The sequence below is a fragment of the Microbacterium trichothecenolyticum genome (genome assembly GCF_000956465.1).
Lineage (GTDB): Bacteria > Actinomycetota > Actinomycetes > Actinomycetales > Microbacteriaceae > Microbacterium > Microbacterium trichothecenolyticum.
Genome location: NZ_JYJA01000019.1, coordinates 1 through 22,401, shown reverse-complemented (window position 1 = coordinate 22,401; position 22,401 = coordinate 1). Strand labels below are relative to the sequence as shown.

The 22,401-nt window shown below is 68.7% G+C and carries 21 protein-coding genes, 3 tRNA genes and 1 pseudogene; 5 read left to right on the top strand and 20 right to left on the bottom strand.

Annotated features, from left to right (window positions below; translation table 11 throughout):
- Nucleotides 1–7: 7 nt before the first annotated feature.
- From panC to ftsH, 10 genes are read right to left on the bottom strand one after another with little or no spacing between them, the layout of a single operon-like run.
- Nucleotides 8–853, bottom strand: a complete 846-nt coding sequence (gene panC, locus RS82_RS01480; protein WP_045296436.1) for a pantoate--beta-alanine ligase — start codon at nt 851–853, stop codon at nt 8–10.
- Complete coding sequence (locus RS82_RS01475) at nt 850–1,566, bottom strand: DUF2520 domain-containing protein (protein WP_045296435.1); 717 nt, start codon at nt 1,564–1,566, stop codon at nt 850–852. Before RS82_RS01475 ends, panC begins: the two co-directional genes overlap by 4 nt.
- Entirely contained in the window at nt 1,563–3,365 is a 1,803-nt protein-coding gene (locus RS82_RS01470; protein ID WP_084695397.1) for a PH domain-containing protein, read from the bottom strand. Before RS82_RS01470 ends, RS82_RS01475 begins: the two co-directional genes overlap by 4 nt.
- Nucleotides 3,362–3,967 (bottom strand): PH domain-containing protein, encoded by a 606-nt coding sequence (locus tag RS82_RS01465; protein ID WP_045296434.1) that lies wholly within the window; start codon nt 3,965–3,967, stop codon nt 3,362–3,364. The genes RS82_RS01470 and RS82_RS01465 overlap by 4 nt, the downstream gene beginning before the upstream one ends.
- A complete protein-coding gene (locus RS82_RS01460; RefSeq protein WP_045296433.1) occupies nt 3,909–4,406 on the bottom strand; it encodes a DUF3180 domain-containing protein in 498 nt (165 codons plus the stop codon). Before RS82_RS01460 ends, RS82_RS01465 begins: the two co-directional genes overlap by 59 nt.
- Complete coding sequence (folK, locus tag RS82_RS01455) at nt 4,403–4,960, bottom strand: 2-amino-4-hydroxy-6-hydroxymethyldihydropteridine diphosphokinase (protein ID WP_045296475.1); 558 nt, start codon at nt 4,958–4,960, stop codon at nt 4,403–4,405. Before folK ends, RS82_RS01460 begins: the two co-directional genes overlap by 4 nt.
- Nucleotides 4,957–5,352: a dihydroneopterin aldolase gene (folB, locus tag RS82_RS01450; protein WP_045296432.1), complete on the bottom strand. Its 396-nt coding sequence runs from the start codon at nt 5,350–5,352 to the stop codon at nt 4,957–4,959. Before folB ends, folK begins: the two co-directional genes overlap by 4 nt.
- Nucleotides 5,352–6,179, bottom strand: a complete 828-nt coding sequence (gene folP, locus RS82_RS01445; RefSeq protein WP_045296430.1) for a dihydropteroate synthase — start codon at nt 6,177–6,179, stop codon at nt 5,352–5,354. Before folP ends, folB begins: the two co-directional genes overlap by 1 nt.
- The gene (folE, locus tag RS82_RS01440; protein ID WP_045296428.1) at nt 6,176–6,766 is read right to left on the bottom strand and encodes a GTP cyclohydrolase I; all 591 of its coding nucleotides are present in this window, start codon (nt 6,764–6,766) and stop codon (nt 6,176–6,178) included. Before folE ends, folP begins: the two co-directional genes overlap by 4 nt.
- 9 nt (nt 6,767–6,775) lie before the next feature.
- Complete coding sequence (ftsH, locus tag RS82_RS01435; protein ID WP_045296427.1) at nt 6,776–8,785, bottom strand: ATP-dependent zinc metalloprotease FtsH; 2,010 nt, start codon at nt 8,783–8,785, stop codon at nt 6,776–6,778.
- A 186-nt stretch (nt 8,786–8,971) separates the two neighbouring features.
- On the opposite strand from ftsH, the gene RS82_RS01430 reads away from it, so the two are divergent.
- Nucleotides 8,972–10,012, top strand: coding sequence for a hypothetical protein (locus RS82_RS01430; RefSeq protein ID WP_045296425.1), 1,041 nt, complete (start codon nt 8,972–8,974; stop codon nt 10,010–10,012).
- A 9-nt stretch (nt 10,013–10,021) separates the two neighbouring features.
- Here the strand turns inward: RS82_RS01430 and hpt are convergent, their stop codons facing one another.
- On the bottom strand, nt 10,022–10,573 hold the full coding sequence (hpt, locus tag RS82_RS01425) for a hypoxanthine phosphoribosyltransferase (protein WP_045296423.1): 552 nt from the start codon (nt 10,571–10,573) through the stop codon (nt 10,022–10,024).
- A 23-nt stretch (nt 10,574–10,596) separates the two neighbouring features.
- Entirely contained in the window at nt 10,597–11,592 is a 996-nt protein-coding gene (gene tilS, locus RS82_RS01420; protein WP_045296421.1) for a tRNA lysidine(34) synthetase TilS, read from the bottom strand.
- A gap of 168 nt (nt 11,593–11,760) precedes the next feature.
- On the opposite strand from tilS, the gene ppa reads away from it, so the two are divergent.
- Nucleotides 11,761–12,294: an inorganic diphosphatase gene (gene ppa, locus RS82_RS01415; RefSeq protein WP_045296419.1), complete on the top strand. Its 534-nt coding sequence runs from the start codon at nt 11,761–11,763 to the stop codon at nt 12,292–12,294.
- 68 nt (nt 12,295–12,362) lie between these two features.
- Here ppa and RS82_RS01410 read toward each other — a convergent pair whose 3' ends face one another.
- Entirely contained in the window at nt 12,363–13,670 is a 1,308-nt protein-coding gene (locus RS82_RS01410; RefSeq protein WP_245619483.1) for a M23 family metallopeptidase, read from the bottom strand.
- A gap of 320 nt (nt 13,671–13,990) precedes the next feature.
- Between RS82_RS01410 and RS82_RS01405 the strand changes: the two genes are divergently transcribed.
- From RS82_RS01405 to RS82_RS01395, 3 genes are all read left to right on the top strand, one after another.
- Nucleotides 13,991–14,063: transfer RNA gene (locus tag RS82_RS01405), tRNA-Glu, on the top strand.
- A 20-nt stretch (nt 14,064–14,083) separates the two neighbouring features.
- Nucleotides 14,084–14,157, top strand: a tRNA-Asp gene (locus RS82_RS01400).
- A gap of 77 nt (nt 14,158–14,234) precedes the next feature.
- Nucleotides 14,235–14,307: transfer RNA gene (locus RS82_RS01395), tRNA-Phe, on the top strand.
- Nucleotides 14,308–14,423: 116 nt separating this feature from the next.
- On the opposite strand, the gene RS82_RS01390 is transcribed toward RS82_RS01395, so the two are convergent.
- From RS82_RS01390 to RS82_RS01360, 7 genes and pseudogenes are all read right to left on the bottom strand, one after another.
- Entirely contained in the window at nt 14,424–15,566 is a 1,143-nt protein-coding gene (locus RS82_RS01390) for a site-specific integrase (protein ID WP_045296416.1), read from the bottom strand.
- 986 nt (nt 15,567–16,552) lie between these two features.
- On the bottom strand, nt 16,553–16,801 hold the full coding sequence (locus RS82_RS01385) for a hypothetical protein (protein ID WP_045296415.1): 249 nt from the start codon (nt 16,799–16,801) through the stop codon (nt 16,553–16,555).
- Nucleotides 16,768–17,441: pseudogene (locus RS82_RS22010) on the bottom strand (DUF4328 domain-containing protein). The gene RS82_RS01385 and the pseudogene RS82_RS22010 overlap by 34 nt, the downstream one beginning before the upstream one ends.
- Before the next feature lie 169 nt (nt 17,442–17,610).
- The gene (locus RS82_RS01375; protein ID WP_157005274.1) at nt 17,611–18,150 is read right to left on the bottom strand and encodes a hypothetical protein; all 540 of its coding nucleotides are present in this window, start codon (nt 18,148–18,150) and stop codon (nt 17,611–17,613) included.
- 704 nt (nt 18,151–18,854) lie between these two features.
- Nucleotides 18,855–19,241: a DUF2510 domain-containing protein gene (locus RS82_RS20940; RefSeq protein ID WP_084695395.1), complete on the bottom strand. Its 387-nt coding sequence runs from the start codon at nt 19,239–19,241 to the stop codon at nt 18,855–18,857.
- A 20-nt stretch (nt 19,242–19,261) separates the two neighbouring features.
- Entirely contained in the window at nt 19,262–19,672 is a 411-nt protein-coding gene (locus tag RS82_RS01365; protein ID WP_281176450.1) for a barstar family protein, read from the bottom strand.
- 89 nt (nt 19,673–19,761) lie between these two features.
- Nucleotides 19,762–22,269 (bottom strand): RHS repeat-associated core domain-containing protein, encoded by a 2,508-nt coding sequence (locus RS82_RS01360; protein WP_052676638.1) that lies wholly within the window; start codon nt 22,267–22,269, stop codon nt 19,762–19,764.
- Between the last annotated feature and the right edge of the window lie 132 nt (nt 22,270–22,401).

The window sequence follows — 22,401 nt, the reverse complement described above, 5'->3', positions numbered from 1 at the left end:
CCCGGCGTCAGCCCAGGTAGATCTCGGCGTTGTCGATGAATCGGTGCCCCGCCACCGAGGCGGCGATGAGGGCGAGGGCGGGGCCGTTGCTGCCCTCGTCGACGGGCAGGAACGTGGCCGGGTCGACGACGCTCAAGTACTCCAGCCGGATCCGCGGCTCCCCCATCAGGGTCGACTGCGCGGCGGCGATGCACGCGTCGATGCCGCGGTCCGCGTTCGCGGCCGCCGCGTCGAGCGCGGCCGGAAGGAGAGCGGCGGCCACGAGGTCGCGGTCTTCGAGCATGCCGACCCGCGTCGACACCGGCAGTCCGTCGTCACCCCGCACGGTCTCGACGGTCGCCACCTCCACGTCGAAGAACAGATCGCGGATCATGCGGCGTACCAGGAACACCCGCTGCCGGTCGCGCTCGCCGTAGAGGGCGACGTCCGGCCGGACGAGATGGAACAGCTTGGCCTCGACCGTCAGGAGCCCGTCGAAGTAGAACGGGCGTGCGCGCCCTTCGTAGCGAAGGCCGAGGTCGCCCGCGGTGACCTTCGTCGTATTCGAACCGTCGGGGAGCAGCTCGCTCGCGTCCGGTGCGAACACGACCTCGACCCCGAGCGACTCGAGCAGACGTTCGTCCTCGTCGGGAGTCCGGGGGTACGCGGCGAACTCGGCAGGCGAGGCGAAGCGCAGCGGGTTGACGAACACCGACACCACGACGATGTCGGCCACTTCGCGCGCGCGATGCACGAGGTCGATGTGTCCGTCGTGGAGCGAGCCGATGGTGGAGATGAGCGCGACGCGCGCCTCCGGGGCGGCGGAGCGGACCTCGGCGAGCCGAGCGCGCAGCTCGTCGACGGTGCTGATCATCCTTGGATCGTAGCGGGGGGCTCGCCGCTCGCGGGACCAGAGCCTGCTTCCGCGAGGGCCTGGTCGAGCGTGGTGTGCGCGAGAGCCGAGAGAAACGACCCGGGATACGGCACGCCGGCCTCCGCCAGCAGCGCGGCCGCCTGGTGCACGATGGACCGCGAGAAGACTCGCGCAGTCGCGATCGCCTCCCCGTACGCGGGGCGCGCCGACTCCTCGACGACCACGGGCTCGCAGCCGAGTTCGACGGCGAGCGCCTGCGCGATCGGCAGCACGGGAGCGGGCGCGGTGACAGCCGCGTACGCGCTGGAGAGCGCACGCAGATCCATCGAGGTTCCGGTGAACTCGATCGCCGGGTGCACGGCGAGCGGGATCACACCCTTCGCCACGGCGGCCGACAGGATGCCGGCGCCCCAGGCCGGATCCGTGTGCAGCACGAGCTGCCCCGGCTGCCACGCGCCGACTTCGGCCAGACCGCTGACGAGACCTTCGAGCTGGTCGTGCGGCACCGCGACGATCACGAGCTCACTGCGGCGGGCGACCTCGGTCGCGTCCAGAACGGGAACGCCGGGCAGGATCGCCTCGACTCGCTCGGGGTCGGAGCCCTTCGTGACCCCCACGAGCGCGTGCCCGGCTCCACCGAGTGCCGCGCCCAGCACCGGTCCGACCCTGCCCGCGCCGATGATGCCGACGCCGAGACGGCCGTCCCGGCTCACGCGCGGTCCTTGCCCGGCTCGGCCGCAACGGTGTATCCCGCGGGCGGAGGCGGGACCGGCGGCGCAGCCGTCCCGACGGTGACGGGACCCGCGGGCGGCGGCCCGGCAGGCACGTCAAGATCGCGCGCCGTGGAGACGAGGGCAGCGGGGACGGCGCCCGGAGGGGGCGTGGGGACCGTCTCGTCCTCGGCCCAGCGGTGCGTGCGGTCGGCGAGCGTGGCGCGCACCGACCCGCGGGCGACGTCGTCGAACAGCGCCAGGGCGGAGTCCCGGTCGACGGCTGCGAGGAACGGCGAGACCGGGCCCGTGACGACGTGCGCGCGCACGTTGGTCACGCGCGACGCACGGTCGAGCGGCCCCTGATACAGCCCGAAGCTCTGCAGGCGAGCGAGCGGGAGGATCACGAGCTTGCGCCACACCACCCCACGCCGCATCAGGAGAACGTCGTCGGTGAGGCGGAAGCCGTTGCGGCGGTAGGAGAACGGCCGGATCCACCAGGCGCGCTTGGGCGTGTTCGTGAAGGTGTCATCGTCGGTCGGCCCGAACATGCCCTGCCGCACGATGAGTGCCCGCTCGTCGTCGGGCAGCGAGGGCTGGAGGAGGCGCAGCACCCGCTCGACGTCCGCCGCGGTGCCGACCGGCAGCACCGTCGTGAACTGATCGGTCGTGCTGTCGGCGGCGCTGCGACCAGTGAGGCGGTTGATGCGGATCGTCCACCACCCGGCGGGGCGCCAGAAGACCCCCTGCGTCACCTCGACGGCATGCACCCGGCCGGGTGGGACGATCTCGGTGATCGTCGTGAAGAGTCCGAACGTGATGCGCACGCCGTCGGGCGTCGGGGCGATCGAGTAGCGCAGCGACCGGACGATCGAGCGCACCCAGTACGCGCCGAAACCGATGATCGCGGGCACGAAGCCCAACAGCAGCCACGTCACGCCCTGGCTGACGCCGATCACGATGGCGACGACGGCGAACAGCAGTCCCAGCGTCGACGCGCTGAGGACGTGGGATGCCACGAGCCGGCCGACCGGGATGTGCACGACCGATTCCCGTTCGGCGACCGGGGCCTCGGGTCCCTCGATGAGCCCCGTGATCTCGCGTCCGACGGTCTGGCTGAGGGACGCCACCCTGCCGGCCTGCCGCGGCGCGGCCGCACCGCCGGGGCCGGCGGTCATCGCGAGGCGGCGCCCCGACGCGAGGCGCAGGATGTCGGCACGGACCGCTTCGGCATTGGCGGTCGAGAGATACTCGAGCTTGACGTTCGCGTCGGTGCCCGCGCCGACGACCTCGAGCTTGGCCATACCCAGCAGCCGCGCGATCATCGGCCGCGTGAGGTTGACGCCCTGTACCCGGTCGAGGGGCGCACGCCGCTGTGTGCGGAACAGGATGCCGCTTCTCACCTCGACGTCGTCGTCGGTGATGCGGAAGGTGTGGAAGCGCCACGAGGTGTAGAACACCGCCACGAGCACGATGAGAACCGCGAGGACGGCGACACCCGCCAGTACGTAGAGGTTGTTCGCGATGATGAAGTCGACGGGGTCGCCGCCGACCTGCTCCCACTCCACGACCTCGTCCCCCACCCCGGGCGCGAGCCACGGCAGGAAGATGTACAGCAGGCGATCGCGCAGGTTCGCGAAGACGATGCCGATGACGACGATGAGGAACAGGCCGCCGCGCAGCAACGGGGTCAGCGGATGCAGGCGGTGCCACTCGCCGTCGCTCAGCGGCGACCGCACCAGCTGCGGCGGCGGAACGCCGGGTCCGGCAGGCGTCGGCTCAGGAGGGGGAAGCGTACTCATAGCCCGGTGCGGCGGCTCTCGGCGACTTCGACGAGGTGGTCGCGGAGGGTCTCGGCGGTGGATTGCGCCAGCCCCGGGATCACGACGCCCGTCGCGGCGGCGGCCGTCACGAACTTGAGCTGCGCGATGCCGAAGCCGCGGTCGAGCGGACCGTGGGTGATGTCGATGAGCTGCATGCGGCCGTAGGGCACGGCGACGAAGCGCTGCCACAGGATGCCGCGACGGAAGACGAGGTCGTCGTCGCGGAGCTGGTAGCCGATCGCCCGCGCCTGTCGCGGAAGGATGGCGAGGGTCCACGCGAGGATCACTGTCATGATGCCGCCGGGGATCCACGCCCACAGCTGGTGCATCAGCAGCGTGAGCACGAGCGTGGCGGCGATGACGACCAACAGGAACGACCCCGTCGAGATCAGCTGCACCGTCACGTACTTCGGCGAGATCTGGTGCCACACCCCACCCTCGAGCGAGAGACGGTTCTCGGACCGCGGCTCGACGAGCCGCTCGAACTCCGGGCCGGCGTCGGGGACAGCCGCAGCCGCCGCGTCAGTGGCCGTGGATCCGCGGTTCGAGTCCGGGGTCATCGCCTCCGGGCTGTTCGTCATCGTCGTCCTTCCGGATCGTGCACAGGTGCTCCGCGACCAGACCCGCGGCGACCAGCAGGGCGCCGCACACGGTCGTCGCGATGACCGTTCCCAACGAGCCTAGCGAGGGCGTGACCGGCCGGGTCGAAAGGAAGATCCACAGGCCTGCACCCAGCCCGCCGATCGCGGCGCCCACGATGCTCGACGCCTTCGCGAGCATCGCGATGCGCACGGCGCGGAACGGGTCGACCTTCCTGCTGGCGGTGCCGTGGGTGGCGCGGCGGATCGGGATCGCGAGGGCGATCACCACCACGCCGAGCAGCACGAGGAGGATGGGCAGTGTCACCGCAGGCGTGAACGTGGGGCTCCCCGACGAGGTCAGCACCTGATCCGCGAGGAACCCCGCCGCGACTCCGAGGACCGCGGCGATGATCAGCACGCCGGCGCCGGTGCGCTTCATCGGTCCCCCGCCCGCAGTCGGCGCAGCGCTTCGTCGACCCGGCCGACGCCAGGGAGCACCGCGTCGGGATCGACGGTCAGCCACGGCCCGAGCACGAAGTCGCGCTCGACCGCCCGTGGGTGCGGGAGGAGCAGCCGCGGGTCGCCACTGACGACGTCACCGTAGGCGATCAGGTCGAGGTCGAGCGTGCGGTCCTCCCAGCCTCCCTCGCGCGCGGAACGAGCGACCGACCGCACCCGGCCGTGGCGCTGCTCGATCGCGTGGAGGTAGCCGAGCAGCACCGAGGGCGCCAGGCGTGTGGTGAGGATCGCCACGGCGTTCAGGTACGCCGGAGCGGAGGCATCCGGTCCTTCCGGCTTCAGCGCGACCGACTCGATCGGCTCCGACACGCGGACCGCGTCGACCAGCGGCACGCGGGCGAGGTCCTTGATGGCCGCGGTCATCGTCTCGGCACGGTCGCCGAGGTTGGCGCCGAGCGCCACGACGGCTTCGACCGCCTCCCGCGGATGGCGGTCGGAGTCGCCGTCGAAGCCCTGGGCGAGTCGGCGGTTCACGAGCCCACCGTCCACGCCGGCTCGACGGGGCGGCCGCGTCGGATGGTGACCGCCACATCGGAGAACGCGACGGTGATCGGGGCCTGAGGCTTGTGCACCGTGACCGAGACCATCCGCACGAGGTCGTAGGAGAGGAGGTCGTCGGCGATGCGCGCCGCGACGCCCTCGATGAGGTTCAACGGCTCCCCGCCGACCAGCTCGACGATGCGCTCGGCGACCTCGCCGTAGTGCACGGTGTCGGTGACGTCGTCCGTCTCGGCCGCCTCCGCAGTGCTGAGGTACAGGGTCACGTCGACGACGAACTCCTGGCCCTCGCGGCGCTCGTCCTCGAACACCCCGTGATACCCGTAGGCGCGCACACCGGTGAGCGTGATCTCGTCGATGAAGTCCATCAGCCCTCCCGGCCGCCTGATCGATCCGCACCTGCCCACCGCTCGGCGACCACCAGAGCATCCCGCGTGGCGCCGACATCGTGGACGCGCACCGCCCACACGCCCGCCTGCGCCGCGAGGGCGCTCGTCACCGCGGTCGCCAGATCGCGCCGGGCCTCGGAGGCGTCGGCGGGGTCTTGGGCGAGCGCGTCGGCGAGGAAGCGCTTGCGGCTGGTGCCGATCAGCACCCGCTGGCCCATCGCGACGAAGTGGTCGAGCCCTCGCAAGGTCTGCCAGTTCTGCTCCCCGCGTTTGCCGAAGCCGATCCCGGGATCGACGATGACCCGCGCGGGATCGATGCCGGCCTGCGCGGCGGCCGCGATCCTGGCGGTGAGCTCGCGCGTGACCTCGGCCACGACGTCGTCGTAGACGGCACGCGCGTACATGTCCGCGGAGTGGCCGCGCCAGTGCTGGAGCACCACGTCCGCGTCGGTCGGGGCGATGGCCGCCAGCATCCCGGGGTCGGCCATGCCGCCCGAGACGTCGTTCACGATCCGCGCGCCCGCCTCGACGGCCAGGGCGGCGGTCGAGGCGTTCATGGTGTCGATGCTGACGACGACCCCTGCATCCGAGAGGGCGCGCACGACGGGAAGCACCCGCTCCTGCTCGACGTCCGGCGCCACGCGCTCAGCACCCGGCCGGGTCGACTCGCCGCCGATGTCGAGGATGTCGGCGCCCTGCGCCCTCAGCAGCAGTCCGTGGGCGACGGCGGCCTCGGCATCCACGTACCGCCCGCCGTCGCTGAAAGAGTCGGGCGTCACATTGACGACGCCCATGATGAGCGTCATCCGCGACCAGCCCCGATCAGCGCGATCAGCTCGGCGCGCGCGGCCGGTTCGGCGAGCTCCCCGCGGGCGGCGATCGTCACGGTCGAGGCATCCGGCTGCCGCCCGCCGCGCATCGTCACGCACTCGTGCGAGGCATCGAGCACCACGAGCACTCCCCGGGCGTCGAGGGATCCGGCGATCACGTCGGCGATCTGCTCGCCCAGGCGCTCCTGCACCTGGGGACGCGACGACAGGATGTCCACGACCTTGGGCAGCGCGCCGAGTCCGACGACCTGCTCGCCGGGGAGGTATGCGAGATGCGCGTGCCCGCGGAAGGGCAGCAGGTGGTGCTCGCACACCGAGCGGAAGATGATGTCGCGCAGGATCACCGCGCCCGACGGCAGCGTGTCTGGGGCGGGGCCGCGCGACACCGAGATGGTGTGCGCGAGCGGGGCGGCAGCATCCGTCCCCACCCCCGCGAAGAACTCGGTGTACGCGTCGGCGACGCGCTCAGGCGTCTGCTTCAGCCCGGGGCGCTCGGGGTCTTCGCCGATCGCCTCGAGCAGTTCGCGCACGAGCACGGCGACACGCTCACGATCGACGGCCATAGGCCGAGCCTACGCGGTCGCCGGGCGCGCCTGTCCGGTGGGGCGGCGCTTCGTCGCCTTCTCGGCAGCCGGCAGTTCGTCGGCCTCGACACTCGCGGCGAGACCGGCCTCGTCGCGGCGCTGCGGAACCTCGACGGGCGGCAGCTCCGAGACCGGGCGCTGCTCGCTCGACAGCCACTGCGGACGCGGGGGGAGGCGCTTGACGTCCTTGAAGATCTCGGCGAGCTCGAGGTGATCGAGCGTCTCCTTCTCGAGGAGCTCGAGCGCGAGCTTGTCGAGCACATCGCGGTTGGCGTTGATGACCTCGTACGCCTCGTTGTGCGCCTGCTCGATGAGGTCGCGCACCTGGACGTCGACCCGCTCCGCGACGCGCTCCGAGAATTCGCGGCCATGCCCCATGTCGCGGCCCATGAAGACCTCACCCGACGACTGACCGAGCTTGACCGGGCCGATGTCGCCGGTCATTCCGTACTCGGTGACCATCTTGCGGGCGATGTTCGTCGCCTTCTCGATGTCGTTCGAGGCGCCGGTGGTCGGGTCGTGGAAGACGATCTCCTCCGCGACGCGGCCACCCATCGCGTACGTGAGCTGGTCCTGCAGCTCGTTGCGCGTGACGGAGTACTTGTCGTCCAGCGGCAACACCATCGTGTATCCGAGGGCCTTGCCGCGCGGGAGGATCGTGACCTTCGTGACGGGGTCGGTGTGGTTCATCGCCGCCGCCGCGAGCGCGTGACCGCCCTCGTGGTAGGCCGTGATGAGCTTCTCCTTGTCCTTCATGACGCGCGTGCGGCGCTGCGGGCCTGCGATCACGCGGTCGATGGCCTCGTCGAGGGCGCGGTTGTCGATCAGCTGCGCGTTCGAGCGGGCGGTCAGCAGCGCGGCCTCGTTCAGCACGTTGGCCAGGTCGGCACCGGTGAAGCCGGGCGTCTTGCGGGCGACGACCTCGAGGTCGACGCCGTCGGCGAGCGGCTTGCCACGGCCGTGCACTTCGAGGATCTTCGTGCGGCCCTTGAGGTCGGGGGCGTCGACGCCGATCTGACGGTCGAAGCGGCCGGGACGCAGCAGCGCGGGGTCGAGGATGTCGGGGCGGTTCGTCGCCGCGATCACGATGACGTTCGCCTTGGGGTCGAACCCGTCCATCTCGACGAGCATCTGGTTGAGCGTCTGCTCGCGCTCGTCGTGTCCGCCGCCCATCCCGGCGCCACGGTGGCGGCCCACGGCGTCGATCTCGTCGATGAAGATGATGGCCGGCGCGTTGTCCTTGGCGTTGTTGAAGAGGTCGCGCACCCGGCTCGCGCCGACGCCGACGAACATCTCGACGAAGTCCGAACCCGAGATCGAGTAGAACGGCACGCCTGCCTCACCCGCCACCGCGCGGGCGAGCAGCGTCTTGCCGGTTCCGGGAGGGCCGTACAGCAGCACGCCCTTCGGGATGCGGGCGCCGACCGCCTGGAACTTGGACGGGTCCTTGAGGAAGTCCTTGATCTCTTCGAGCTCTTCGATCGCCTCGTCGGAGCCCGCGACGTCCTGGAAGGTGACCTGCGGCATCTCCTTCGTCACGAGCTTCGCGCGCGACTTACCGAACTGCATCACCTTGCTGCCGCCGCCCTGGGCGCTGGACAGCAGGAACCAGAAGAGCAGGCCGAGCAGCAGGATCGGCAGGAGGAGGGAGATGAAGCCGTCGAACCACGTGGCACGCGGGACGGCGTCGTTGAAGCCGTCCTTGGGGTTCGCGTCGTTGATCGCGGTGACGACCTCGTCAGCGCGTGCTGAGACGTAATAGAACTGCACGTCGCTGGCGCCCTCGTACTCCTTCGAGAGCTTCATGTCGACCCGCTGGTCGCCGTCGGTGTTGACGACCTCGGTGACCGTGTCGCCCGAGAGCAGCTCGAGACCCTCCTGCGTGGAGATCTGCTTCGCCCCGCCCAGGCTCGAGATGAGCGAGAAACCCACGATGAGGAAGACCCCGATCAGCAGGACGTAGAAGAGAGGGTTGCGGGTGATCTTCTTGAAGTCCATGGCACGGGCGCGAGCCCGACCCCTTTCGTCGACGTGCCGCCGCGGACGGAAAACCCCCGTCGACGGTTGAATCAGGGTATCGCGCGATTCCTAGGCGCCGTCTGTGCATTCGCCCCGGGCGTAATCACAGCCCGCCCGATAGCGTGGGGGCGAAGCGCCGCACGAGCCCACGACGAGGAGGACCCCGTGCCCCGCATCCGCCCCTCGCTCATCGTCCTCGCTGCGGCGGCCGTCGCCCTGGTCGGCTGCGCATCCGGTCCGCAGTCACTGACGCCCTCCGAGATCGTGGCCGAGATCGCCTGCGCGAGCACGGACCCCTTGGGCGGCGACCCCGGTCGAGCCGGGCCCATGCCCGATCACTTCGAGCCGGTCGCCGCGGTCCGCTGCGTGCCCTTCCAGACCGTCGAGGACGACGAGGGCATCTGGTCCGTCATCCTCCGTGAGCGGCTCGAAGGCGATCTCACGGCGCTCCTGCGTGCGCAGGCCGAGCCCGACGACGCGCGCTCTCCGGGACCGTGCGCGGCGATCGCGATCATCGCGCCGCAGATCTGGCTGACGGATGCTGCAGGCCGAGGCATCCGCGTCCGCTATCCGGCCGACGGCTGCAGCCAGCCGAAGCTCGACCTCATCGGCGACGCGCTGGCCGAGCTCGCCGTCGTGCAGACCGACGAAGAGCAGCGCACGCTCACGCAGCCGCGCGCAGCGCTCGAGTCCGGGTGCGCGCCGACCTGGTCGGCCCGGCCGCTGCAGATCGCCGCGCCGGAGGAACTCGAGGAATGGGAGGGCACCCTCGACGCACCCGCCCCCGCGCCGTCGTCGACGGGGATCCAGACCATTCCGTGGGCGCCTCCGCGCACGCCCGCACCCGGCGAGGTCGAGACGCTCCGCCTCTGCGCCTACTCCACCGACGACGCCGCGAACCCCTCGGCGACGCCCGCGCCCGGGTCGACGACCTGGGTCACCGTCGATGCGGAGGGCACGGCGTGGTTCACCGGCAGCCGTCAGCTCGACGCCGCCGAGACGCGCGCAGTGCTCGGGGCCGCAGCATCCGCTCAGCCGCTGCCGGAGGCCTGCGACGACATCCCCGGTTCCCTGGTCGTGCTCGACGCGGACGAGGAGGGGAAGGCTCCGATCACGGTGGAGCTGGACGGATGCCGTCGGCTCATCGTCGACCACATCGCGACGTACGCGGCACCGCCCGCTCTTGTGGAGATGCTCGGGGGCTGAGCGGTGCCGTCAGCTGTAGACGTGCGGCGCGAGCACGGCGACGTCCCGCAGGTTGCGGTACTTCTCCGCGTAGTCCAGGCCGTAGCCGACGACGAACTCCGTCGGGATGTCGAAGCCGACGTACCGGCAGTGCACCTCGACCTTGGCGGCCTCGGGCTTGCGCAGCAGCGCGAAGACCTCGACGGATGCCGCACCACGGGCCGCGAAGTTCTCCAGCAGCCAGCTGAGGGTCAGACCCGAGTCGATGATGTCCTCGACGATGAGCACGTGCTTGCCGAGGATGTCGGTGTCGAGGTCCTTGCGGATCTGCACGACACCGCTGGACTTGGTGCCGGCGCCGTATGACGAGACCGCCATCCAGTCCATCGTCACGTGCTTCTTGAGCGCGCGCGAGAAGTCGGCCATGACCATGATCGCGCCCTTGAGCACCCCGACCAGCAGCAGGTCTTCGTCGGCGTAGTCCTCGGCGACCCGCGCCGCGATCTCGTCGAGCTTGGCTCGGATCTCCTCCTCGGTGACGAGGACTTCGGTGATGTCGCTGGAAACGTCGGCCGCGCGCATGCGACGAGTCTAGAGGGGCACCATCAGCGCGCGGTGAACTCGACGCGCCCGCCGAGACGGCGGGCGCGGCAACCGGGCAGATCGATCGGGCCCTGACCCGACCAGTCCGTCACGAGGCGCGCCACCTCGAGCGTCTGCGTCCGCGAGAGGCTCTCGTGGAACTCACTGGCCACGACGTGCCGGATGATGCGGTTCCGAAGCGCCGCCGGGTTGGCGGCGAGCGCGGCCGCCGACACCGAGATGCCGGCCTCGGCGTGCTCGACGATGTCCTCGATCGTCTCGTCGATCATCTCGTCGAACGCCTCGGAGTCCTCGCGCAGCTGCGCTGCGGTACGGGCGAGCGCCTCGGCGATCCCCGGGCCGAGTTCGGACTCGAGCACCGGCAGCACCGTCTCGCGCACGCGCACACGCGCGAACCGCGGGTCGGCGTTGTGGGGATCGTCCCAGGGCTCGAGCGCCTCGGCCGCGCACGCGGCGCGGATCGTGACGCGGCGCACGCCCAGCAGCGGGCGCAGGAGCGCGATGCCCTCGAGGACGGATGCCTCGGCCATGCCCTGCAGGCTGGTGGCACCCGCGCCGCGGGCGAGGCCGAGCAGCACCGTCTCCGCCTGGTCGTCGAGCGTGTGGCCGGTGAGGATCGCGGCCGCTCCGATCGCCCTGGCACCTTCGGCGAGGGCGCGGTAGCGCGCCTCGCGCGCCGCCGCCTCGGGACCGCCTGCTCCCGTGACCTCGACGCGCGCCACGCGGGCCTCGAGCCCGAGCGCCTCGGCCTTCGCGGCTGCGGCGGCGGCAGCATCCGTCGATCCGTCCTGCAGGCCGTGGTCGACGGTGAGCGCGACGGCCCGCAGCCCCGGCTTCGGCGCCTCGAAGGCCGTCGCGGCGGCGAGCGCGAGGGAGTCCGCACCACCCGACAGCGCGACGAGCACGGTCGCACCGGGTCGGAGGCCGGCGAGGGCGCGGCGCACGGCGAGCCGCACCTCGGCGACGGCGGGGTCGAGTCCGGGTCTGCGCTCCTCCACCCGCCCACCGTACCGGGGACGCCGTACCGTTCTCAGGATCGGAGCCTCGCGGTCACGCCTCGCCGCGGCGTGTCGCGCCTGTGCGCGCCGACGATCCTGAGTTAGTGCCCGATGGGCGCCCGAACTAGGCTGGTCGCGGCAATCCACAGTCTTCGAAGGAGCACCACTATGGGCGCGTACGACGCCGTCATCGAGATCCCGCGCGGCAGCCGCGTGAAGTACGAGGTCGACCACGGCACCGGCCGCGTCTTCCTCGACCGCATCCTCTACACGCCCATGGGCTACCCGACCAACTACGGGTTCTTCGAGAACACCCTCGGCGAGGACGGCGACCCGCTCGACGTGCTCGTGATCCTCGACGTCGACCTGGCGCCCGGCATCCTCGCGAGCGTCCGCCCCGTCGGCGTGCTCAAGATGAGCGACGAGGCCGGTGGCGACGACAAGGTCGTCGCGGTGCTCGCCAAGGACCCGCGCTGGGCGCACATCCAGGACGTCGCCGACATCCCGGAGTTCCTCCAGAAGGAGATCGCGCACTTCTTCGAGCACTACAAGGACCTCGAGCCCAACAAGTGGGTCAAGGTCGACGAGTGGGCGGACGCCGCCGAGGCCGAGCGCCTGGTCGACGAGGCGTTCGCGCGCTTCGCCCAGCACGAGGGCCAGACCGCGACTCAGGGTGAGGGCGTCGCGCCGAACACGCTCTGACGGCTGTCTTCATGCGAAGAGCGGATGCCTCGGCATCCGCTCTTCGTCGTTCGAGGTGTGTATGCCGGTCAGACCGAGATGCCGCGATCGGCCATGAAGTAGATCGGGTTGACCGGGGAGCCGTTGACGTACGTCTCGAAATGCACGTGGCAGCCGAACGAGTTGCCGGTGTTGCCCTCGCTCGCGATGAGCTGCCCGGCGCTGACCCACTGCCCGACACCGACGAAGATGCCGCCCGTGCGGATGTGGCCGTAGCCCGAGCCGATGCCGCCGCCGTGGTCGATCTTGATGTAGTTGCCGTAGCCGCCGTTCCACCCGGCGTAGACGACGCGCCCCGCCGACGCGGCGTAGATGGCGGATCCGCACCCTGCGGCGAGGTCGACACCGTAGTGGAAGCCGCTGGAGCAGTAGCTGTTGCCGCACTGCACGGTGCGCGGGCCGTAGCCGGAGCTGCGCCAGCCGGATGACGGACGGGCCCAGCCCGAGCCCACGACGGCCCCGCCGCCTCCGCCACCGCCACCACCGCCGCCGCCTCCGCCCTGGTTCTGCTGGGCGAGGCGGTCGGCTTCCTCTTTGGCGCGACGTGCCTCTTCTTCGCGGCGCAGGCGTTCCTGCTCCTTGCGGACACGCTCGCCTTCTTCGTACTGTGCGACGGTCGTGGCGGTCGCGTCCTGGAGTGCGGCGAGCTGCGCCTCGAGTTCGCCGCGCTTGGCGTTCTGCGCGTCGAGGGCGGCCTGCGCCTCGTCGGCGGCCTTCTGCGCTGCGACCATCTTCTCTTCGGCGATCTTCTGCAGCCGGTCGCGCTCGGCGCGCTGGACGGCGGCCTGATCGCTGAGGCTCTGGGCCGAGTCGCGCGCGGTGACGGCCTGGGCGTACACGTCCTGGTTTCGCTGGACGAGCTTGTCCATCGTGCCCAGGCGCGCCAGCAGGTCGTCGGCGCCGGCGGCAGAGCCCGCGAAGAACAATTCCATCGACGTGTCGTCGCCGCCGTTGCGGTAGAGCTGGGCAGCCACGCGGCCTGCTTTGTTGGCCGCATCCGTCGCAGCCGCGGCCTGCTCGTCCGCCTGCTGCTGCAACTGGTCGGCCCGCAAGGCGGCGTCGAAGTACGCCTGCTGCGCGACGTAGAACTCATCGGCCAGCTGCTGCGCGACCTGCTGCTTGGCGGCGACATCAGCCTCGAGCCCGGCGATCAGCTGCTGGATCTTCGTGACCTCGGCGGCCTTGGCGGCCTCATTGTTCTTCGCCGCGACGACGTCGTCCCACGAGGGGTAGTCGGCTGCGAAAGCGGGGGCGACCAGCGGCCCGAGCGTTCCGCCGACTGCGCCGATCGCCGCGACGCCCAGGATTCCGAGCCCGAGCGCGGTGCGCCGGTTCATCGATGGCCAGAGCCGCCGCTGCTCGCGAGCAGACGGCGCGCACCCGCAGTCCACGGAGGTGTCGTCGGACACGGCCTGGTCAGTGACGTTTTCGGGCTGCACCGGATCCCTCCCTCGCGGCGTCAACTCGTTTCACACTAGCAACATCAGTAACATGCGCAACCCCCAGGGGTGCACGGCTGTTGCCGCCTCGGGAAGCGGTCACCCGGTCAGTGTGCGCCCTCAGGACCCGTTGTACAAGGGCGACGCGCGCTCGATTCGCGTTTTCGCGAGGAGTTACGTATGCTTGGTCCTCGGCAGTGAGCCCCAAAGGTTCACCCGGCCCCATCGTTTAGCGGCCTAGGACGCCGCCCTTTCACGGCGGTAGCACGGGTTCGAATCCCGTTGGGGTCACTCCACAATTCAATAAGCATGGCCCTGTAGCGCAGTTGGTTAGCGTGCCGCCCTGTCACGGCGGAGGTCGCGGGTTCAAGTCCCGTCAGGGTCGCTCCGAGCGACGGGCCCTTTTTTCGAAGAGGGCCTTTCGTCTAGGACGCGGCAGGTCTTGTATAAGAGATGCCGCGCGGCTCTGTAGCTCAGTTGGTAGAGCGTTCGACTGAAAATCGAAAGGTCACCGGATCGATGCCGGTCGGAGCCACTGAAACCCCCGCGTAGCTTCTACATCGCGGGGGTTTCGTCTTTCCCGCGGAATTACGCGGATCTCGGGACCTCGGGGGCTCGGAATCGAGACGCAGATTCGACGAGATCTCGTCGTCACTGCGATTGGTTCGGACCGCCGTCTGGAGCTCTTGCCCACGGTTTGCCCACGAACGAATCACGCGCCGCCCGGTCGAGGGCGATCGAGACGGACGTCAGATCCTCCGGAAACAGGTCTGCGTAGACGTCGAGCGTCATCGCGGCTGACGCGTGACCGAGCATTCGTTGCAGGATCTTCACGTTCGCGCCGGCAGAGATCGCGAGGCTCGCCGCCGTGTGCCGGAGGTCGTGTGGAGTGATGTGAGGGAATCCGTCTGGCGATGCGAGTTGAAGCTTGGCGACGGCCGGCGCGAATACGCGGCGCCGGAAGTTGCCTCCGCGGAGCACCGCGCCTTCGCGGGTGGAGAAGACGAGGTCGTGCCGGCGTCCGGTCGCGAGGTGAGTGGCGATTCCCTCGTCGAGCAGAGACGGATATGGAACGATGCGCTGCTCATGAGTCTTCGGGGTACCGAAGACCAGGGAGCCACGCACGTCAGCGACCGCGCGACGCACGTGCACGACGCGGTTTGCCAGATCCACGTCAGCCGGCCTCAGCGCTGAAGCCTCACCCCAGCGCAGTCCGCTATAGGCAAGGAACCTGACCAGCGTGCCCCACTCCCCCACGCCATTTGCGAGCTCATGCACCTGCAGGTGGCTCAGGTAGTGACGCTCCGCCTTCGAGAGCCTTGGGAGCTCGATGTCCGCAGCGACGTTGCGAGCCAGTCGCCCGTCGCGGACCGCGTATGCGAGCGCACCCGACACAACGAGGTAGATCTGCCGCGTGGAGGACGCGGACAGCGTCGTCGACAGTCGGGCCACCCACGATTGCACGTGCGCGTGATCGATGTCGACGATTCTCACATCGCCCCATTCGGGCAACACATGCTTGTCCAGCGAGTTTCGATAGCCCGACCGAGTGGTCGGTTTCACACGAATCTTGCTTGCGTACCACGCCTCCGCGATCTCCGAGAAGCGCACGCGCGAGCGACTCGGGTCTACCCACTCGCCACGGAGCTTCGACGTCTCGACGGAGGCGAGGAAGTTCTCCGCCTCGCGCTTGGTGCGAAACCCCCGCTTGTCCGTCTGCTTGTTGTCGGGCCGACGGTATCGCACCCGGTATCGGCGGCCTGACTTCGATTCGTAGGACTCGACACTTCCCATCGGACTAGCGTAGGCCGGTCATGTCGAAGCTTCCAGGAATTCGACAATTCATCACGCTTGTGGCCTGCCCTTCGCCCCCGACATGGCCACCATGCTCGAGAACGGAGACTTTCTGATCCGTAGTCAAGCGGGAACCGTCGTCGAGCCCTTGCGGACACTGGGATCGCCGCCCTGAGTGCACACATTGGTGCACACATGCGTGTCATCGACTCGGTCGCGCTGTCAGGCTCGGTGCTCGCGTGTGAAGCGACGGACCTATGGAGCAAGCTCGCCCGTTTGAGAACGACGCTATACAAGGTGCCCCGATGGCACTCGGCGCCCGCTGCTCGTGCGCAAACGACTACCGGCGGAGACGGAGGGGTTTGAATTCCGCCGAGAGGCATACGTTCGAATCCTCTTGAGCCCTTCTCGTCCCAGAATCCGCGGATTTGCGCGTCCGGAATCGGGACGAGAGCTGGCTTCAGTCGTTCTCAATCCCCCTCGATCCGCGACATCCGTAGGCACCAGGTGGGCAGGCGTATCACCCTCGCATACAGCTTCATTGGCTGTCGAACGAACGTAGACGATCACCGCCCTGTTGTTCATCGTCCAGTTCGGCAAGGACAATCTCTCACACCGCGCTGAATGACGACGATCTCATGGCTCGACGGATTCCCCGACGACCTGGCAAGACTGAAAGTCGAAGGGTCACCGGATCGATGCCGGTCGGAGCCACTGAAACGGGTCTGTCAGACCCTTCTGCACCGCAACTGCTCGGCCAGACCGGCCCGGCCCCGGACACCGACCACCACCACCTGATTCCACGGATGACGAAGATCCGGAGCGATATCTCCGCGTACTGACCACGCGCATGACAAGCTCGATCAGGCCGCACCGATCGTCCGCGCACCCGCGGACGGCACCGGCCTTGCACCGATCGCAACTCCCGGTTGGAAGACCGCTGGATCAGTCGGCGAGATCCAAGCGCCGCGGTCAGGCGTTCCCTGTTAGAGCCCGAGCACGGCGCCGATAATCAGGGCGGCGATGCCGGCGATCGCCGCCGCGCCCGCGATGAACTGTGCAGCGATGGGCAAGGTGCGGCGTCGACCTGCGTTGCGAAGGTGCGCCCACGCCGTGTTCGACAGGACGAAGCCGAGGAGCCCGAGAGCGATTCCGAGGACGGGTGCGAACGCGGCGACCGCGAGGCCGGCGCTCGCGGCGATCAGGCCGATGATACGGCCGGCCTGACCGCCCACGGCTGGATGAGCGGCTTCCCCTCATGGCCGGTGGGCGCAGGCTCGCCGTTCAGAGCACGTGCGAGGTCCGCACCGAACGTGAGCGGCGGCCCTGCCTCGCCGTTGGCGAGCACGGACAGGTGCGCCGCCACCGGGCCGCGGCGTTGCACCCCCTGAGTGATTCCGTGGACGATCAGCCAGGCCAGCGGTGTGGCTGCCAGCAGGAGAGCCTGGCCGGCAACGCTCGTCCACATCGCGGCGCGGAACTGTTCGAGGTCCTCCGCGCTCGTGTACAGACGGGTCGAGACCTGGATCACCGAGTTGCTGACGAGCCAGAGCAGCCACCACAGGATCTGCCACGAGGGGCGTGATCGCCGACAGCCCGCCAGAGGTCCGTGATGTTCTGGAACGGGAACCAGGCGCTGACGACAGGCACGAACCAGGATCCGACGTGCCAGCCGGGTGAGCGGCGCGTGAGGCCCGCGACCTGCTTCGCCGCTCGGTACTGCCAGATGACCCACACCACGGCCGTGGCGAAAAGGGAGGCGGCCGACAGGATGGTGACAGCCACGCTGGCCTGGTCGTACGAGTTGATCAGGTCGACCGCTGCGTCGTTGCCGTCGAGGAACGCCGTGACCGCGGCGATCCCGAATGTCTCCATGCCGATCGTGGCGACGGCGAAGCCCCCGCAGATGATCAGGAGGGTTTGGGTTGCCGTGGCCAGCTTCACGAAAGCGCGGGATAGCGCGGGCTGCTGGGCGGGAGACGGAGAGCCCCCGATTGAGGAGGGTGGCGTAGGCGAAAGGGTCATTGGCTGGCTGCTCTCCGGGTCAACGGATGTGGAACGAGTCGAAGTACGCCTGGTCCTTGTTTTCACCGCTCTGAACCAACGTGAACAACTCACCCCGGTCGCTGACGATGATCATCGTCCAGATGATCTCTTCCTCGGCCGTTGACTGCGCAACTACGCCGGAGCCGCCGTCGATGGAGATCGCTTCGGAGTCCACGAGAGTCGCCCCCGAATTCTGCAGTGAGCTTTCGAGCGCGCCGTCGACGCTCGGCATGCCGCCGTAGGGGGCGAGATAAGAGATGGCGTACATCTTCTGCTTGTTGCTCCACGTCGCCGTCTCTACGGACAGTTCCGTGGACGGAATGGCTAGTTCACCCACCTCGGGACTACCAGGGAAGGTCACCGAGTACGCGTCCGTTGAGTAATCGGTCCCGCCCTCTGCGGTAACCGCGCGGTCGGCGGCGGTCAGCACCACCCAAGTTCCCACGCTGACGACGACCATCACGATGGCCAGTACTACGAGCACAACGACGCGACGGCGCAGGTTGCGTCGCTCTGCACCACGACCCGCCTCGTCCATAGTGGCGACCTGGTCTCTCTCAGTGCTTGGTGTCCCGGTGGCAGGTGTGGATGACGTTCTCATGACCGCCCTTCCTGAATGTGGTGAGTTCATCCCGGCGCCGACCGAAGCGGGTGTCATCTCCAGATCATCGGCCCCTCTACTTGGACTGTTGTTCTGATCCGGTACCCCCTGACACCCTGCTCATCACAGTTGGATAACGGGTTCACCGGGCAATCGGCGGCCGGTGTTCACGGCCGCCACGCGAAGCTGAAAGCCGTCAGCAGCTGAAGGCTGCGACAAGATGCGCTTGTGCCACACAGAACACGCCGCCAGACGGCGGTGCTTAGGCAGCACCCACCGTTGCGTTGCGCAGCTCCTCCCTCGTGCGTACATGAACGAGCCCAGCAGCTCTAAGTTCCTCAGGCACCGTAGCGACCTGTTCTTCCGAGACGAGGCACAATGGGCCGCCAACCGGCATGATCAGCCAGCCACCGGCGACAGCGGCGTCGTAGATGACCTCCCAGGCGAGGTCCCCCTCGATGTGATTGAACATCAGTCCGTACAAGGGAACGCTGCCCGCCCCCGTACACCGCGGCTGAGCCGTCAGCGGTCAGGACATTTTCTTTGTTGGCGTCGAGCAGTGGTGCCAATATGCGCTGCCCGACCGACTGGCTGCGATCCGCAAAGGACGCCTGAGAAGTCCTGCAGATAGATATCAAAACTCACCGACTCATCTTGATCGACCCGAGTCCGAGAAGGGCGGCGGCCACAGATATGCTGGCCGCCGCGTTCGTGCCGGCATCACGGTCCACGCGCCCGTTCGACAGACGCTTCCAGAGATCAGGCATCGGTTCGGCGGGCAAGGTCGACGCTGGCCAAGGTAACGCGTCGCTGCTCAGTGGAGCTTCGAAGTCACTCCAGTCACGACCGTTCCACCAGCGTTGGGTTCGGAGCGGGTCGAACGGATCGGGGTACCACCCCGGCACCGGTGCACCGGCAGACGTCGCAGCCTGGGCCACCCGGTTGGATCGTGCCGTTGCGTATGCGGCGCGGAGCCGACTGCTTTCAGGGGCCGAGGTATCGGCGTCACTGGTCGGTGGCGTTGTCATCAGACCGGGAATCAGTTGCGCTAACGAAGAAGTTCCAGATTCGCACCGGCGCGAGACCAACGGTCTGCTGCCACCTCGAGTTCTTCATGATTGCCAGCAAGCACGACGTAGAACGGCTGTGCTGGTCTGTCCCATGCCTCGCCGACATCCACCGGACGGCTCCAGTCCTCGGCAGCCGCCCTGAGCGAGTTCACGAGCCAGGCTAGTTCAGCACGTGCGTCCGATAGCACTTCGTCGGGTTCCGTAATCACGACGACGCAGCCCACCGCTTGTCGCAGCCAATCCAGTTCCGCGATGCATTCGTCGAAAGCGTCCTTATTCTCGCCGAAGTACAGCGGGAACTGCATGGCCGCCGCGAACTCATCGAAGACGTCGGTGATTCGACGCATCTTCCGCCCCCTCACCACGCGTACTGCCAGGCTTGCAGACATCCACTCGGACATTGCGGCGGACAGGTCTGCAAGCTCTCCCTTCAGCAACAAGATCCGCATATGTGGGTCCGGCTCTAGGAGGTACCGCATCATTGCCATCCCCCGCTCCTGACCAACATGAAGCTGTCGTAGTGGTCCGCCGTGAAGTAGGCCGAGCCGTCACTTCCTGTCACGAGGCGCTCACCGCCCCGATTCACGCCTTGCACCTGCGGATTGACGTCCCATTCCTTGTATGTCAGCCCCGGGCCTTCTGGCAACTTTTGCTGCGAGTTCTGGAAAGTCCTGCCGCCACGAAATCCCGGAAGGGGAGCAGCCTTCTCGTCCACTCTATTCAGAGTGGACCACACCTTCTGGATAGCTGGCCCGGACGGCAGCACCTGGCGTGTCCCTTGAGCGACGCTCGAAACTGACGAACTCGCTTCCCGCGCTACTGACGCGGCGGCTCGGTCGGCGACGGAAGCAGTCTGCTTCGCAGCGAAGCCGGCCAGAGGTTTCACCGCTGCACTTGCCAATGGCTTGAGTGCCGCCGCGGCGCCCGGAATCAGGCCAGCAGCTCCGCCGAGAGCACCTGCGAAGATGTACCCCTCTGCCGTCTTCTTTCCCGAAGAGAAGTGATATGCGGTCACCGAGATGGCAGCACTTGCCGCCACCGACGCGGCGATGCCGATCCCCGCGCCGACGACGCCACATATGCCCGCGGTCGCCACCACGCAGGCACCTATCGCAACGGTCGCTACGACGCCCAGCGCGATCGCGCCCGCGTTGATCCAGGCATCCTTGTCCCATGTGGTGGGGTTCCACCATTGCACTGCCTGCGTGGGCTGCGGCTTGGCACCGCCTCCGCCACTTCCGGCTGCCGCGGGAGCACTCTGCTTTGAGAAGCTCGTCGTGGCCTTCGGCTTGTACTTCCCTGCCTTTCCGCCGTCGTGCATCATCGCGACCAGACCGGTGGGGTCGGCGTACGAAATGGGCGAGTGGTAGCTGTATGTGTACGCGTTCGCGTGCCGTGGCTCACCCACGTCCAGCAACGGGTCGACCGACACGAACTTCCCGAGTCCGCTGTCGTAGGCGCGTGCGCCGAGCTGGGTCAGGCCGGTCGAGCTGGTCGGTGCGTTGAGGTAGCCGAACATGGACGACCAGGTGACTGCGGTGCCGCGGGTGCCGCCGAACGGGTCCATCCAGCGGCGGGTGACCGCACCGGTGGACACGTTGATCTGCAGGCCCACGGTGCCCACCGGGTCCGGCGACAGCCACCTGAGCGCACCCCCGGTCCCGGATACCCGCTCCGCGACCGTGATACCCGCGACCGTGTAGGAGCGGATCCCGGTGGTAACCCCCGCCGTATTGCGGACCACGGTGTCACCGAGGAAAAGGGATGCCCCGTCAGTCCCACCCCACCGCATCAACAAGGTGCCGTCTGCGGTGTACAGCGACTTCTCGGTCGACGACCCCGCGGTCACCGACCCAAGCCGGCCGGCCTCGTCGTACGTGAGAGTCTGCCCGTCGCGTCCGGTGGTGCCACCGGTAGCGTCGTAGCTGTACGACGCGACCTGCGGCTGCCCGGTCCCAGTGGTCCGAGTTACCTGCGACACCGCATGCGGGCGAGCCTGCCCTGCCGCCGGGTAACTGTACGTCGACACCGTGGGAGTGGATCCCGCCCACGTGGTGGCCGACGTCCGGTTTCCCGTGTCCGGGTCCACCGTGTATGCCGCACGATACGCCGCGGGACCACCGAGGGTGGCGGTGGGGCCGGTGGCGCAATCGCCGGTGGACGGTGTCCACGCGTCGGTGAGCGCCTGCAGCCCGTCGTAGCGGAAGCACTGGACGTCAGCGGTGTGCGTGTCCGCCGTCGTCGAGACGCGCGTGATGAGACCGGCCGCGTTGCGGGTGTAGTTGCGCAGCGCCTCCTGGGTGAACACGGTGCCGCCGCGGCGGGTGGTCTCCTCGAGGCTGGCGAGTTGGCGGGTGCCCGGGTCGTAGCCGAAGGTGAGCGCGCTCCATGTGGTGCCGGGACGCACGATCTGGCCGAGCTCGCCGGCTGCGGTGTAGACGACGCCGGTAGCGTACCCCGCGGCCCCGGACAGGCTGGTCTGACGGCCGTGGTCGTCGTATCCGGCGTACAGGTCCTCGGCGGGGAGACCGCCGATCGCCGGGACGACGGTGGCAGCCACCGTGCCGTCCGGGTTGTAGTAGGTGCTGGTGGTGTAGCTGGTTGCGGCGAATGCCGGTGCGCCGGCGGGGATGGTGACCTTGGACCCGGTGGGCCGGTAGGCGTTGTCGTACCCGGTGACCGCGGTCTTGTACTCGAGGCCACCGTCGAACCGTGAGGTGGAGGTGAGTTGCCCCTTGGCGAGGGTGTCGTATGTCCACGACGCGAGCACCGTGCCCGTTGTGCCGCCGCTGCGTTCGCTGGTGCGGCGGCCGAGCGTGTCGTACGTGTATCCGAGGGTGGTTCCCCGGGCGTCGGTGGTGGTGAGCAGCCGCGCAAGGTCGTCATACGTGTACGACTTGGCGCCCGCGTCGGGGTCGGACGTAGCGGTCTGTCGGCCGCGCTGGTCGAACGTCCAGGTCCAGGTGTTGCCGTCGTCGTCGGTCATCTGCGTCTAAAACTGACGGAGGTTGTTGACAGTTGGGTCTTCCGATTGGGAGGAAGAGTCCATGTCAGACAGGGAGCTCGAGCGGCGGGCGAATCACAAGCTCGCGGTGTTGCGCCACGTCGAGGAGGTCAG

Coding starts and splice junctions, on each gene's coding strand:
- RS82_RS01390 (WP_045296416.1), bottom strand. CDS start 15,566: ATGGGAAGTGTCGAGTCCTACGAATCGAAGTCAGGCCGCCGATACCGG.
- panC (WP_045296436.1), bottom strand. CDS start 853: ATGATCAGCACCGTCGACGAGCTGCGCGCTCGGCTCGCCGAGGTCCGC.
- RS82_RS01365 (WP_281176450.1), bottom strand. CDS start 19,672: ATGTCTGCAAGCCTGGCAGTACGCGTGGTGAGGGGGCGGAAGATGCGT.
- RS82_RS20940 (WP_084695395.1), bottom strand. CDS start 19,241: ATGACAACGCCACCGACCAGTGACGCCGATACCTCGGCCCCTGAAAGC.
- ppa (WP_045296419.1), top strand. CDS start 11,761: ATGGGCGCGTACGACGCCGTCATCGAGATCCCGCGCGGCAGCCGCGTG.
- hpt (WP_045296423.1), bottom strand. CDS start 10,573: ATGCGCGCGGCCGACGTTTCCAGCGACATCACCGAAGTCCTCGTCACC.
- folE (WP_045296428.1), bottom strand. CDS start 6,766: ATGGCCGTCGATCGTGAGCGTGTCGCCGTGCTCGTGCGCGAACTGCTC.
- folB (WP_045296432.1), bottom strand. CDS start 5,352: ATGGACTTCATCGACGAGATCACGCTCACCGGTGTGCGCGCCTACGGG.
- RS82_RS01460 (WP_045296433.1), bottom strand. CDS start 4,406: ATGAAGCGCACCGGCGCCGGCGTGCTGATCATCGCCGCGGTCCTCGGA.
- RS82_RS01360 (WP_052676638.1), bottom strand. CDS start 22,269: ATGACCGACGACGACGGCAACACCTGGACCTGGACGTTCGACCAGCGC.
- RS82_RS01375 (WP_157005274.1), bottom strand. CDS start 18,150: ATGGACGAGGCGGGTCGTGGTGCAGAGCGACGCAACCTGCGCCGTCGC.
- RS82_RS01470 (WP_084695397.1), bottom strand. CDS start 3,365: ATGAGTACGCTTCCCCCTCCTGAGCCGACGCCTGCCGGACCCGGCGTT.
- RS82_RS01410 (WP_245619483.1), bottom strand. CDS start 13,670: ATGAACCGGCGCACCGCGCTCGGGCTCGGAATCCTGGGCGTCGCGGCG.
- folP (WP_045296430.1), bottom strand. CDS start 6,179: ATGACGCTCATCATGGGCGTCGTCAATGTGACGCCCGACTCTTTCAGC.
- ftsH (WP_045296427.1), bottom strand. CDS start 8,785: ATGGACTTCAAGAAGATCACCCGCAACCCTCTCTTCTACGTCCTGCTG.
- RS82_RS01465 (WP_045296434.1), bottom strand. CDS start 3,967: ATGACGAACAGCCCGGAGGCGATGACCCCGGACTCGAACCGCGGATCC.